This is a genomic window from Paenarthrobacter sp. 10N417 (assembly GCF_056394745.1).
Map to the genome: position 1 here is coordinate 157883 of NZ_JBFTIL010000004.1, position 13205 is coordinate 171087.

12 protein-coding genes are annotated in these 13205 nt (G+C 63.0%); 4 read left to right on the top strand and 8 right to left on the bottom strand.

From position 1 onward, the window contains the following. Nucleotides 1-11: 11 nt before the first annotated feature. The 5 genes from AC1DCM_RS06695 to AC1DCM_RS06715 form a co-directional block, all read right to left on the bottom strand. Nucleotides 12-2792 carry a helix-turn-helix transcriptional regulator gene (locus AC1DCM_RS06695; RefSeq protein ID WP_477517739.1) on the bottom strand — a complete coding sequence of 927 codons (2781 nt, stop codon included), beginning with the start codon at nucleotides 2790-2792 and terminating at the stop codon, nucleotides 12-14. An 84-nt stretch (nucleotides 2793-2876) separates the two neighbouring features. Further along, a complete protein-coding gene (locus tag AC1DCM_RS06700) occupies nucleotides 2877-3260 on the bottom strand; it encodes a RidA family protein (protein WP_477517740.1) in 384 nt (127 codons plus the stop codon). An 82-nt stretch (nucleotides 3261-3342) separates the two neighbouring features. Further along, entirely contained in the window at nucleotides 3343-4863 is a 1521-nt protein-coding gene (locus AC1DCM_RS06705; protein WP_477517741.1) for a carboxylesterase/lipase family protein, read from the bottom strand. Nucleotides 4864-4880: 17 nt separating this feature from the next. After that, entirely contained in the window at nucleotides 4881-5792 is a 912-nt protein-coding gene (locus tag AC1DCM_RS06710; protein ID WP_477517742.1) for an MBL fold metallo-hydrolase, read from the bottom strand. A 179-nt stretch (nucleotides 5793-5971) separates the two neighbouring features. Continuing rightward, complete coding sequence (locus AC1DCM_RS06715; RefSeq protein ID WP_477517743.1) at nucleotides 5972-7201, bottom strand: beta-ketoacyl-[acyl-carrier-protein] synthase family protein; 1230 nt, start codon at nucleotides 7199-7201, stop codon at nucleotides 5972-5974. A gap of 65 nt (nucleotides 7202-7266) precedes the next feature. On the opposite strand from AC1DCM_RS06715, the gene AC1DCM_RS06720 reads away from it, so the two are divergent. The 3 genes from AC1DCM_RS06720 to AC1DCM_RS06730 all read left to right on the top strand — a co-directional run bounded on the left by AC1DCM_RS06720 (nucleotide 7267) and on the right by AC1DCM_RS06730 (nucleotide 9472). Further along, complete coding sequence (locus tag AC1DCM_RS06720) at nucleotides 7267-7890, top strand: TetR/AcrR family transcriptional regulator C-terminal domain-containing protein (protein ID WP_477517744.1); 624 nt, start codon at nucleotides 7267-7269, stop codon at nucleotides 7888-7890. 95 nt (nucleotides 7891-7985) lie between these two features. Next, complete coding sequence (locus tag AC1DCM_RS06725) at nucleotides 7986-8567, top strand: carboxymuconolactone decarboxylase family protein (protein ID WP_477517745.1); 582 nt, start codon at nucleotides 7986-7988, stop codon at nucleotides 8565-8567. A 5-nt stretch (nucleotides 8568-8572) separates the two neighbouring features. After that, nucleotides 8573-9472 (top strand): RNA polymerase sigma-70 factor, encoded by a 900-nt coding sequence (locus AC1DCM_RS06730; RefSeq protein WP_477517746.1) that lies wholly within the window; start codon nucleotides 8573-8575, stop codon nucleotides 9470-9472. 19 nt (nucleotides 9473-9491) lie between these two features. On the opposite strand, the gene AC1DCM_RS06735 is transcribed toward AC1DCM_RS06730, so the two are convergent. From AC1DCM_RS06735 to AC1DCM_RS06745, 3 genes are all read right to left on the bottom strand, one after another. Continuing rightward, nucleotides 9492-9878 (bottom strand): hypothetical protein, encoded by a 387-nt coding sequence (locus AC1DCM_RS06735; protein ID WP_477517747.1) that lies wholly within the window; start codon nucleotides 9876-9878, stop codon nucleotides 9492-9494. Between the two features lie 69 nt (nucleotides 9879-9947). After that, nucleotides 9948-11267, bottom strand: a complete 1320-nt coding sequence (locus AC1DCM_RS06740) for an aspartate aminotransferase family protein (protein WP_477517748.1) — start codon at nucleotides 11265-11267, stop codon at nucleotides 9948-9950. A 77-nt stretch (nucleotides 11268-11344) separates the two neighbouring features. Further along, nucleotides 11345-11956: a TetR/AcrR family transcriptional regulator gene (locus AC1DCM_RS06745; RefSeq protein WP_477517749.1), complete on the bottom strand. Its 612-nt coding sequence runs from the start codon at nucleotides 11954-11956 to the stop codon at nucleotides 11345-11347. A 164-nt stretch (nucleotides 11957-12120) separates the two neighbouring features. Between AC1DCM_RS06745 and AC1DCM_RS06750 the strand changes: the two genes are divergently transcribed. Further along, nucleotides 12121-13137 carry a phosphotransferase enzyme family protein gene (locus tag AC1DCM_RS06750; RefSeq protein ID WP_477517750.1) on the top strand — a complete coding sequence of 339 codons (1017 nt, stop codon included), beginning with the start codon at nucleotides 12121-12123 and terminating at the stop codon, nucleotides 13135-13137. Nucleotides 13138-13205 lie beyond the last annotated feature (68 nt).

Genomic DNA, 13205 nt, shown 5'->3' on the forward strand with positions numbered 1-13205 from the left:
GGCGGTATGCGTCAGATGACTGCACCGTTGGCTGAGGGGGCGCTTTCGAGGACATCGCGGAGCTGTGCGCGGGCTGTGATGCCGAGTTTGGGGAATGTGCGGTACAAGTGCGAGCCGACCGTTCGGGGTGACAGAAAGAGTCTCTCGCCGATCTCGCGGTTGCTGAGTCCTCGGGCTGCAAGCCGGATAATCTGCCACTGCTGCGGCGTGAGCTCGGCTAGTGCGTCCGGCGCGGCATCGACGACGTCAACGCCGGACGCGCGCAGTTCCGCCTGGGCGCGTTCGATCCATGGTCGGGCGCCGAGTCGCCGAAAAGTCTCTAGCGCCGAGGTGAACCCGGGCCGTGCTTCGGCGATGCGGCGCCTGCGCCGTAGCCACTCAGCGTGGTCCAGGAGCGTCTGTGCCCGTTCGAAAGGCCATAACTCGAGCGTGGTGTCCGACAGGGCGGCGTTGAAACAGGATTCGGCCTGCTCCGGGTCGGAGAGCAGCGCACGACTTCGGTTCAACAGCGCCTTCAGACGCGCTGAAGCGCTGCTGCCAAGCTGCTGGCCACAGCGCTCAACGATCGCAGCGGCCTCGTTGATGTGGCCGCTGCGCGCGGCAGCGGCGGCCAGCTCCGCGAGAGCTGCGTAGGATGCGTGATAATGCAGAGGGGCGCCGTCAGCGCGAAAAACCATGCGCAGCTGCTCGTAGGCGGCACCATAGTCGCCTTCTGCTGCCGCGACTGCTCCAAGTGCCCGTCGGGCATAGACAGTGACGGACCGGCTCTCGAGCGGGTCGACCAGAGCAAGGGCATTTTCAGCCAGCGTACGCGCTTGGGAGGCATCCCCTTGAAAAGCGCATACCATGGCTTCGACGGCCGATGCGCACGCCGCGGCGTGCTCTAGTCCGGTTACCGCGGCCACAGAGGCTACCTCTGCGCACACGGTGCGGGCCCGCGCCCACCGGCCCTGTTCCAGGTAGGCCAGGGCGGCGGCGCAGCCCAGTCCATTTGGGAGTGGCCCGCGGGTCTGCCACAGGTCCAAGGCCATGTCGAAGGTCCTCACCGCCAGGGGAGTCTCATCCAGCAGCCAGGCCGTGATGGCAAGGTTCATCAGCCGGTCGGGCCTGTCCTTCTCCTGACGGATCATCCCTGGCAGTGCCGGGACAATGTCTGCACCACTGTGGATCGGATCAGCAAGGGCCCGCACCCACGCCCGCAGGGATGCGTCTGGCGGGTTCTCGGCGATGAGCGAGAGGATTTGCTGTATCTCGTACCTCTGCGATTCTTCGCCAGAGTAGAAGTGGGCCACGGCGGCGTCGCCTAGGATGTCGAGTGCCGACTCAGGTGCCGTGGTCGAGAGCTGCGATGCGGTGCGCGTGAGCGCAGCGTAGGCCACGTTGTGATGCATAGTCAGCGTAATCAGCTTGGCCGCCTGGTGCGATGCGGCCGCCTGGAGTGCGAAGTCGTCCGTGAGGCCGCGGGCTTGGGCGGTGAGTTCCTCCACCCATGCGAGCTGGCCCGTGAACACGGCCGCGCCTGCGGCGGCTACCAGCAACCGCGCGCGCTCTTCACGCTCCGGGGCGAGCTCGGCGGCCCGTTCCAGAGTCTTGGCCGCCGCCGCATAACCGCCGCGCCGTCTGGCCCGGCCCGCAGTCTCCTCCAATGCGGCAGCCACTCCCGCGTCTGGGTGGGCAGTAGCCGCGGCCAGGTGCCAGGCGCGTCGGTCAGGCTCCTCGCGCAGTGCTTCGGCCAGTCTCAGATGGGCATCTTGCCGTGCATCGAACGACACTGCATGGTACACGGCCGAGCGGATGAGGGGGTGCCGGAATCTGATCTGCCGGCCCACCTGCCTTACCAGCCCCGCATGCTGTGCAGGCAGCCATGCCTTGTCTCCCAGGTCGGGCAGTCCGAGGAACACGGCCGTCGCTGAGTCCGCCGCGTCCGCAGCTGCCAACAGCACCAGTGCACGCTCAGTATCCTCGGGCAGCTCCTCCAGTCGTGCGGCATAGATCCGCTCCAGCCGCTCGGTGAGAGGCAGCGGACCGGCTGCCGTATTGGAAGACAGTTCCCGCCAGCGAATTGCCGCACCTGCCAGCTCAATCAGGGCGAGCGGATTTCCTGCCGCCTGGTCGAGGATCTCCAAGCGCAGTCGACCGTCCAGGATCTGGGGCTGCGCCACCTCGAGCAGTTGATTGGCCGCCGCTTCATCGAGCGGCCCCAGCATGAGCATCCGGTGCTCCCTGAACCCCGGAAGCGAGTCGCCAATCCGAACAGCCAACAACAGGGTGATCGGTTCGTCGGCCAACTGCCGGGCGACGAACGCTAACACGTCCAGAGACGCCCGGTCGATCCACTGCGCATCGTCGACCACGACCAGAACAGGCCCTCGGTCGGCCAGATCAGATAGCAAGGTCAGGACCGCTACGCCAAGGAGCATCATGTCTGGAATGTCTGGAGCGGGCTCCAGAGCGAACGCCCCGAGCAGAGCGGCGCGCTGGCGAACCGGCAGACTCTCGGCAACGGCCAGGGCGGGCCGCAGAAGCTGGTACAGCCCGGCGAAAGCGAGATAGGTCTCCGTCTCGCTGCCGGTCGCTGTCAGCACCTGGTGGCCAGCCGTGCGTGCACGCACCGCGGTGCCATCCAAGAGGATGCTCTTGCCCGCGCCCGGGTCGCCGGTAAGTACCAGGACCTGGCTGCTGGACAGCATGGACTCCACCAGGCCACCGAGGCGCGCGGCCTCTATCGCTCGCCCGACAAGCGGGTGACCGAGACCGCACTCGACTCCCGTGATCGCGCCGTGTTGTGTCACGCGCTCATTCACACGAGCCTCCAAGGGGCTGAAACATTAGCACCTGTAATCATAGCCAGCTACCGCCAGCGGTGCCCCATTGTTTCAGTCGGTCAGTACTGCCAAGGCATCGATCTCAACAAGCAGCCCAGGGGGTAGCTGCATGTAGACGGTGGTGCGAGCAGGAAAGGGCTCGCCCACAGCCACGGCATACGCCGCGTTCATCTCGGCCAGGTCGGCCGGATCAGTCAGGTAGACCCGCAGCATGACGACGTCTTCCATGCTGGCCCCTCCTGCCTTGAGCACCGCGGCGATGTTGCTTAGGACCTGCGTCGTCTGCTCTGCCACGGTTGTACGGACGACGGCACCGGTCTGGAGATCGAACGGAAGCTGGCCCGATATCTGGAGGATGGGTCCCTTACGTACACCTTGGGAAAGGGGCGCGCTGGTAACCGGCGCATGCTTTGTGCTGACGATTGTCCTGCTCATAGAGTTTCTTCCTTGAATAGGGGTGGGTGGATCGAATGCCTGCCAGGCTGCGGGTCGGGCCGCTCAGCGGAGCGACCGGGGTTCAGCGCCACGCCTTGCGTTCCTCACTGCGGGGGTCCTCTTCTACAGCCCAAACGCCGTCGTCGATGCGGAGGGTTGCCCGACGGGCGGTGTCGTACCGTTCCCAGCCCGGATCGCCTGTCCTGGCGAATGCCACCCAGGCGGCGTGCACGCGGGCGGCCAGTTCAGCGGGCGGATCATCCGGACCCAGGAGGGCTTTGTGGCCTCGCAGCTGCGGCAGCCCGATGTTGTCAAAGACGAAAGGCAGCTCCATGGCGTGCGTGGCGCCGAGCTCTCCCTCAAGGCTGTTCGATCGCCAGGCGAACAAATAGCTGTATGTGCCGGAGGCGTCGTGTTCGGCATGTGCGTCGGCGAGACGCCAGCTGCCGGCGCCAAACAGAGCGTCTCCCATGATGGCGGAGCGCAGCTCGCCGAAGGAAGCTTGCGGCCGGGCTTTGCGATAGGCCTCCACCAATCGAACTGGATCCCGGTGGGAGCGCACCGCGGCCGCGTCGACGTCTGCCTCGGTCGAAGTGAAGAAGTTCCCAAATGGAGCCAGATAAAGATTGCCTTCCTCCGTGTTGATCCCCACGAGCAGGTCGACGGCGCCGCCGCGTCCGTCGGCGACCGCCTCCGCCGGCTGCTGGTCGAGTACGACGCTGAACGGGCTTAGGCCGATGAGCGGGTCGCCAGCGGTCTCGGTCTGCAGGTCGATGCCCGACAGCTTGGGCATGATGTCGACGAGGTCCTCATCCGGGATGTTCGCGAACGCCTCGACGCTGGGCTCGATCCCCAACGCCTCGGCTGCGGCGCGGGTGACCCGGGCGGCCTGCTCCGGTGTGAAGGCCCCCCAACCGCTGCCGCTCTGGACGATCGCCCTCCGGAACAGGCCCTCGGCCTGAGAATCGGCCAATACTGCGCTGACTATCGTGGCTCCCGCGGACTGGCCGAAGAGCGTGACGTTGGCGGGATCACCACCGAACTTAGCGATATTCTCCTGCACCCAGCGTAGGGCGGCCATCACATCGAGCACACCCCGGTTTGCGGGCGCGCCGGGAAGATCGAGGAAACCGGGGATGCCCAGGCGGTAGTTCAGGGTCACCAGGACGATGCCGTCACGGGCAAATCCTGTGCCGTCATAGAGTTCCGAGCGGGTGGACCCAGCCACGAATCCGCCTCCATGGACGAAGACCATTACCGGCCGCCGCTCGCCCTCTGTTTCAGGCGTCCAGACATTTACGGTCAGGTAGTCCTCTCCGCGGACCCACCCAGGTCCGAAATAGGCGGACATGTCCACGTTGCCGAGTTTGCGTTCGGACTGGGGCGCATTCGGCCCCGGATTGGTGGCGTCCCGCACACCCAGCCAGGGTGCGTGCGGCTGCGGAGCTTGGAACCGGGCGATGCCTAGCGGGGCTGCGGCGTAGGGAATGTTCAGGAACGCGGTTGTTCCGTCGTGCCGAAAGCCTCGGACTGCACCGTTAGCGGTAACGACTGTGTTTTCGGCGTTTTCGGTGTTCTCGCCGTTGTCATTAAGGTGACTCATGGTTTCTTTCTGTGGTCTTAGCCTTGGGAGTAAGGTGCGAACGGAGCCCAGCCCTTGATGGAGAACTTGCTCCCGTCCCGGACCACCTCGGCTGCGCCTGAACCACCCAAATGTGCGGGAACCACCAAGGCATTGTTATCGGCTGCCCAGCCGAGAACTTTGCGGCGTGTGGCCCTGGCACCGGCGGGGTCCTCGCAGAAGCAGCTGTTCGAGTCCGGCTCCATGATCTGTACAGGACTATGCAGCATGTCGCCGACGAACACCGCCCGGTCAGAACCGGAGTTGAGCGTGAGGACTGAAGACCCGGGAGTGTGTCCCGGCGCAAGATCCAAGCGCAGGTTCTCGTCGATCGTGTAGCCGTCCTCCCACAGCAACGTCATGCCTGCTTCGTGTACGGGCGCGACGCTGTCCTCGAAAACATTCTGATTTCCCCGACCGAGCAGCGGTTTGTAACCGTTGGCGGGGTTCCAGAAGTCGAAATCGGTTTTTGGCATCAGATAGGTGGCGTTGGGGAAGGTCGGCACCCACGTCCGGCCGTCCAAGTACGTGTTCCACCCGACGTGGTCTATGTGGAGGTGCGTGTTCACCACGATGTCCACGTCTTCGGCCCGAACGCCCGCACGGGCGAGGTTACTCAGGAAATCTGTGTTGAGGTGGCTCCAGACCGACGCGTAAGGCCGCTCCTTGTGGTTGCCGACTCCCGTGTCGATGAGAATGTTCTTTCCCCCGCTGCGCAGCAGCCAGGTCTGGATCGCTGAATTGACGATCTGCGTCTCGGAGTCCAGGAAGTGCGGCACCAACCACGAGGAGTTGTCCTCCCATGCGTGCTGCGGGCTTTCCGGGAAGAATGCCTGTGGTGTCATGTCGACGGGTCCGTAGTATTCCCAGACCCGGGTAATGCTCACATCGCCCAGGGTAATCTGGTCCATGATTCGTCCTTAGTTCTTGAAATGGTACCGCTTGTCGCCCGGGAGGCACCCGGCACAACCGAGCCAACGGTGTCCTTAAATCTTGAACCGCTCACGTGTGCGCGGGGTATCCGTCAAGTGACTGCATCGAGCACTAAGACCTCCTGCGGGACCCCGAAAAGTAGGAACCGGGTACAGCTTTAGCCCTTGCTGAAGATCAGGCTGACATTCTGGCCGCCAAATCCGAACGAGTTGGAGAGCGCTGCGGGAGATGTTCCGCGGCGTTGTTCGGTGACAACGTCCAGCCCGATCCCGGAGTCCACGTTTCCCTGGTGAAGATTGCGGGTGGGAGCGATGACTTCCTGTGCGACGCTTCGGATTGCGATGATGGCTTCGACGGCGCCGGCGGCCCCGAAGAGATGTCCCAGGGAGGCCTTGGGTGCAGTCACCGGAATGGTGTCGCCGAAGATGGCCTTGATGGCTTTTGCTTCCGCCAGGTCCCCCACGGTGGTGCCCGTCGCGTGGGCGTTGACGTGGCCCACCTCCGCTGGGCTCATGCCGGCGTCGTTGAGTGCTTTGGTGATGGCGGTGACCTGGCCTTCGCCGTCGTCCGCCGGTGCCGTCATATGGAAAGCATCGGAGGCAATGCCGACGCCACGCAGGACCGCATGGACAGTGGCACCGCGGGCCGTGGCGTGCTCGGCACTTTCCAGCACCAAAATGCCAGCGCCTTCGCCCAGGACGAAGCCGTCGCGGTCTGAGGCAAAGGGACGCGACGCAGACGCGGGATCCGCTGTAAGTGTTGAGAGGGCCCTCGTTTGCAGGAAGGCAGCGACGGTGAATGGCGTTATCGCGGCTTCAGCACCGCCTGCAATGACCACATCAGCTTCGCCGGAACGGATCAATCTGGCGGCCAGGACAATTGCTTCGGCACCCGAGGAGCACGCCGAGACCGGGGTGTATGAACCTGCCTTGGCGCCGTAGCGGATGCTGAGAGCCGCGGCGGGTCCGTTGGCCATGAGCATCGGTACTGCCCGTGGGGAGACGCGGCGCTGGCCGCGGTTTTCCAAGGTGTCGTCCTCCCGGAGCAGTGTGCCGATTCCTCCCACACCTGTTCCTACCGCGACAGCCAGTCGGGTGCCATCAACTTGGGGCGAACCGGCATCTGCCCACGCTTCTGCTGCGGCAATCATGGCGGCTTGCTGAACCCTGTCCAGTCTTTTGGCTTCGACGGCGTCAAGTCTCTTCGCTGGGTCGGTGGCCATGGGTGCGGCGATGGTTACGGGGAGCCCGCTGCCCTGCAACATGTCCGATCCGACATCCCGCACCCCTGAACAGCCCTCAAGGAGGGCGGCCCAGGTGGTGTCGACGGTGCCTCCCAAGGGCGTTGTCGCACCTATTCCTGTCACAGCAATATCTCGTGCCTTCATGGCAACTCCTTTTCTTGTATGACATACAAGATATATCGATAGTTGTATGAAGTACAATTTCTTGCATGGTCACAGAACGCAAGAGGAAACGTCTTCCGGGGGGGCCATCGCAAGCTCGTGGTCACTCGACCAAGGGTCGGATCCTGGATAGCGCGGTGAAGCTTTACCTGGCCAACACTTCGGGTGACGTGAGCGTGGCAGCGATCGCTGCCGATGCCGACGTATTTCCCAACCAGGTGACCTACTACTTCGGTTCCAAAGACTCGCTCTTCATCCACGCAGCCTTCCTGGCATTGCTCCACGATGCGGAACGAGTTGAGGCGATTGGCCACGGTGCAGGGGGTCCCGAGTCATTTCGTAGGAACATGGCCCGCACGGTACTGATGCTCCCGTCCATGCCGTTGGTGGTGCGCGCCTTGGTAGTGGGAACGTCCCGGCCTGCTCTGGCCGCTGTGGTGGATCAGCATCTGAATCTGCTGTTCCGCCAGTCTGAGCGCTATCTTGGCCGTCTTATGAAGCAACGGCACTGGGAAGTGCAACGACCCATGCCCGTGGAAACCAGGACGTTCTGGAGTGCAGCCTTCGGAGCGACCCTCCTCTCGCAAGCCGGCGCCACGGGATCGGGGAGTGACGTGGACCTGGCCGGCACGCTGACGGTTCGAGGCGGGAATCCGGGGGAGAACCTCTAGCCAGCGGGCACTTCGCCTGAAGTCGACGTGTCACAGATCGGGCGCGGGCGGTGTCTTCATGTCGTAGGACACAGAACCGACCCGTAGGAGGAGTCATGACCAGCAGGATCCCGGCCGCAGAGATCACCGGTTTCTACGGCGCACTCATTAAGAAGTTCAGCGCGAAGATGTTCGGCAAAGTCCCTGAATCGCTGGGCGTCATGTGGCACAACCAGCCCGTTCTCAAGGCATCCATGGGCTTCGGACAGAAGCTGCAGAGGTGGAACAGCTGCGATGAGTCGCTGAAGTCCTACGCTCACATGGCCGTGGCCTCGTTCATCGGCTGCACCTGGTGCCTGGACTACAACTACTTCATGGCGCACAACCACGGCCTGGACCTGGAGAAGGCTCGGCAGATCCCGTGCTGGCGTGAGTCCGACGTCTTCACGCCGCTGGAGCGGGACGTCCTGGAGTATGCCGAGGCCATGAGTGCCACGCCTGTCTCTGTGACCGACGGACTGTCTGCCCGGTTGCTCGGGCAATTAGGCGCGCCAGCGCTGATCGAACTGACCAGCGTCATCGGCTTCGCCAACCTCACGACCCGCAGCAACGTGGCCCTCGGCATCGAATCCGAGGGTTTCGCGGATTCCTGTGAGCTGAAGCCGCTCGCAGCGCGCAGCGGCCACGGAGTAGCCTGAGCGGCATGAGCAACCTCCGCGCCACTGACAGGCAGGATCCGTTCGTCGCCCACCGCAGCCTGTTCTTCACTGTCGCCTACGAGATACTCGGCTCCGCCGCGGATGCGGAGGACGTAGTGCAGGAGGCCTGGCTCCGGTGGGCCGAACTGGGCCGCGACGTCCGCGCCGGCGTCCGCGACCCGCGGGCCTACCTCGTTCGCACCGTCACCCGGCAGGCGCTCAACCGCCTCCGCACGCTGTCACGACGGCGGGAGGATTACGTCGGGGAATGGCTGCCCGAGCCCCTGCTCACCGTGCCGGATGTAGCCGAGGATGTGGAACTGGCCGAAAGCGTCTCGATCGCCATGCTCACGGTTCTCGAATCGCTCACCCCTGTGGAGCGGGCCGCCTTCGTCTTGCGCGAGGTTTTCGACGTGCCCTACGAGGAGATCGCCGAGGCCGTGGGCAAGTCAGCGGCAGCCGTGCGCCAGCTGGTCAGCCGAGCGCGCTCTCATGTTGCCGCCCGGCGGCCCCGCATGCGCGTGGACCGCACCGAGCAGCAGGAAGTCGTCGAACGGTTTCTAGCGGCGGTCACCACCGGGGACGTGCAGGGCTTGATGGACGTGCTTGCCCCCGACGTCGTACTCATCGCCGACGGCGGCGGCCTCGCCCAAGCGGTTCGGGTGCCGGTATATGGCGCGAAGAAGGTGACAAATCTGCTGCGGTCCTTCCCGCAGGCAGCGCTCAACCCGAGAATCGCTCTCCTCTGGCTCAACGGCAGCCTCGGCATCCGGATCGACGACGAAGCACGTGGTCCGTCACTCATCAGCCTGGTGGTGGAGGACGGCAGGATCGCAAGGATCTTCGCCATGCGAAACCCGGACAAGCTCGGCTACTTGGAGGAGGAGACCCTGCTGGCGCGTTAGCCGTTCAGACCCAAATTGTTCAAGCTGCTTTTGCCTTCACAGCGCGGAATGTGTGTTTGCTGCCGACCATTTCATGGCCGACAACTTCGATCACTGCGGATAGGGCCACCAGCCCGATCACAGTGACTAATGCGAGTACGACCGAGGGGTTATTCGGATTGATGTGGGCCTCGGAGCCGGCGATGGCCCCCACGATGATTGCTGCGGCCAGCGGAATGAGGTGCCAATCAGCAGTGGAAGGTGGGACCCTCATGATGACGTAGCCGATCACCATAAGCATGTTGTTGGGGCCTTGCCCATCGGCCGCCGCCGAGAAGCTAACCGGCAACCCGAAGGTCAGGATCAGCACGCCGATCATTTGGACGAAGGTGGCGACGCGGAATAGTGCATCTTCAATGGGAGTCAACGACTCATATAGGCACTTCATCGTCAGATCGTCAGCAAGCAGGGGCTGAAGGGAGAGCTGGCGAGATAGTTAGGACAAGCTGCTGCCGAGTGACAGTTCCAGCTGTTCGAGCAGTATGTCGGCGTGCTCCTTTCCGAATACAAGTGGCGGACGCATTTTCAGGACGTTGTCATGGGGTCCCACACGACTGATGAGCACGCCGCGTTCACGCATGTCCTCGATGAGGATTTTCGTCAGGCCTGGGGCAGGAGTGCGGCTGCCGTCACTTTCTATGATGTCTATTCCGAAGAACAGGCCGCGCCCCCTTACGGAGCCAACGTTGACGCTGCCTTGAGCGATGTTTTCGAGGCGGGCACGAATGTACTCACCCAAGTGGCCGGCTTTGGCCATCAGGTCTTCCTGTTCCATGAAGCGCAGCACGGCCAGTCCGGCGGCGGAAGAGACAGGGCTTCCTGCAAAGGTGTTGAAGAACATGTTGTTCTGGCCGAATTCGTCGAGCAGTTCAGCCGTGGTGACTACGGCGCCGATAGGGTGTCCGTTGCCCATGGGTTTGCCCATCGTTACGAGTTCGGGTTCCATGCCGAACATTTCGTAGCCCCACATGCTGGATCCGGTGCGGCCGAAGCCCGATTGCACCTCGTCGGAGATGATGAGGCCTCCTGCGGCACGGACGCGGGCGGCGACGCCGTCGATGTAGCTGGCGGGCGCCTGCAGAAGCCCCTCAGTGGAGAAGAGGGGGTCAAAAAGGAATGCAGAGACTCCGTGCCCCGTGGCTTGAAGTGATGCGATGGCGATGTCAACGTCAGACAAGGACTGCTTAAGCAATGCGGGCACGTCGGCCTCTGCAACGCCGTGAGTGTCGGGAATCCGGAGGGGCCGGACATGGGAACCGAGCGGTTCGCGCACCGTCAATCCCGTTGTCAGCTCGGCCAGACTGGTCGTGTTTCCGTGGTAGCTGAAATCTGAAACCAGCACGCCGGTGTTCCCGGTGTGTTGTCGCGCGATCCGCAAGGCGAGCTCGTTGGCTTCCGAACCGCTGTTGGTCAGGAACAGCCGTTCCAGAGCGCCGTCGAAGGTGCCGAGCAGGGCTTCTGCGTATTCCACTACACGGTTGTTCAGGTAGCGGGTGTGCAGGTTGATGGTGAGCAGCTGTTGGTAGATCGCGTCAGCCACGGCGGGGTTCGCATGGCCCACGTGTGGAACGTTGTTGTAACCATCAAGGTAGATCTTGCCTTGCGCGTCGGTCAGCCAAACGCCAGAGCCGGAGACCAGTTCCAGCGGCTTCTCGTAAAAAAGGGGGGAGTACGGGCCAAGTGTGGCGTATCGGCGGGCCAATAGGTCCTTACTTGGCTGCTGCACCTGGGACTCAGTCTTGGTTTCCGTAGTCATGGCTGTCTTTCTGGCGCTTGCCGGCCTAAGCCGGCCGCGTTCTATTCGCGTTGAAGGTGGAGTGGGGATGACTGGTTCTAGGCCGGTTTTGTGAGGAGGCCTTCGACGAGCAGTTTTACGGCGGCTATCTGTTGCTCGGCGGTTCCGGGTGTCACGGCGGCCCGGGCGCCCGAGGCTCGAATGGCTCCCGACAGGGCCGTGGCCAAGGCATCACTATCGGAGCCTAGGTGCAATTGACCTGCAGCGAGGGCCGTGGAAAGGTCCAGTTTGATCAGGGCCTCGAACGACTCGGATGTCCGCCGCACACCGGAAAGAACAGGTGTGACGTCCGGCCCCATAAGGCCGTAGAAGCGTCCTGAAGGACTACTGGTCATTTCCACGTAGGCCCGTGCCAAAGCTGATATGCGGCCTGCTGTGTCGCTTGCTTCGTCGCGAAGCTCCAGGCCTCGGGCATGCACGGCGTCTGCGACCCGCAGGTACACTTCCCGCACTACATCATCCCGCCCGCCGGGAAAATGCGCGTACACAGTCCCCCGGGAGAGTCCAGCCCGCTGGCTGACTTCTTCGAGGGCGAGCGCGGAGTAACCACTCTCGCCCAACATCTCTGCCGCAGCATCGAGAATGTCTGATCGCGTCCGAAGCCGGTTCCGCTCACGCAGCGACAGTTGCTTGTCCGTTTTCAGGTCCATGCGGTTACCCAACCTTCCCAAGGCCATCCGTTGTCTTGCTTATTCAATAATGACACACGTCACTCAAAAACTAAACACGCTGTACTGTTGCCAAACTATGTGTGCAGGATTTAGCTTTAGGTATGACCCCGCTCACAACCGGGCTCAGGAAGCAGGAAATCAGCATGACAACAGAAGCGGCAATCCGAACAGTCAGGGGAGCGCTGGAGCAGTACGGTTTTGATCCAACCGCCCCTATTGAATTGGTCAAGTACCGGGAGAACTACGTTTTCCGGCTCACATCTGACTCCGGGGACAGCTATGCCATCCGCCTGCATCGGGCCGGGTACAGGACTGATGCGGAGATCAACACCGAGCTTGCCTATCTGCATGCGCTGGCCGAGCACGGGCTAAGCGTGTCCCAGCCGGTTGCCACCCTCAGCGGTGACTTCGTATGCGTAGTCACAGCTGAGGATGGGACCGTTTTCCAACTGGACGTCTTGCGTTGGGTGGACGGTGGGGTGCCCTTGGGTGACATCACTGAAGCGATGGCGGGGGAAAGCTCGCTTGATCCGGCAGTATTCCGCCAGTTGGGCGTCCTGACCGCTGAACTGCACACATGCACTTCCACAATCGGCCGAGTCGAAGCGTTCCGGCGCCAGGCCTGGGATGCCGACGGGCTGGTAGGCGACTCGGCCCAGTGGGGTAATCCGTTGGCCCTTCAGAGCCTGGGTCCCGAGGGCGAATCACTCCTGGAATCCGGGGTGGAGAAGTTGCGGCAAGACCTTGCGGCCCTTCCAAAGTCTGTCGAGGTCTACGGGGTGATCCACGCTGATCTGACTCCCGAAAACGTTCTGGTCGGTCAAGACGGCCAGATGGTTTTGATCGATTTCGACGACTTCGGTGAGGGTTGGCACCTCTTCGATTTGGCAACGATCATGTTCTTCTTCCAGCCGCACCCCCTTTACGAGAGCTACCGCGGAGCTCTGCTTGAGGGCTACGCCTCGGCCCGAGCCTTGCCGGACGGATTCCTCAAATCCTGGGACTGCATGCTGCTCTCGCGGGGGTTGACCTATTTGGGCTGGGCATCCACGCGCAGAGGTGACGAAGCTGCAGAATTCATCGTCGAACGCATTGTTCCGATGGTCCTTGGACTCGCCCGAAACTACATCTCCAAAAGCTATACGTCCGCAGCCTCCTAACCATCTTTCCCCGGAAATCTCCGGTCAGGCGGCCTGTCTCCCCACGCCCGTGCAGCTTTCCGGCTCAC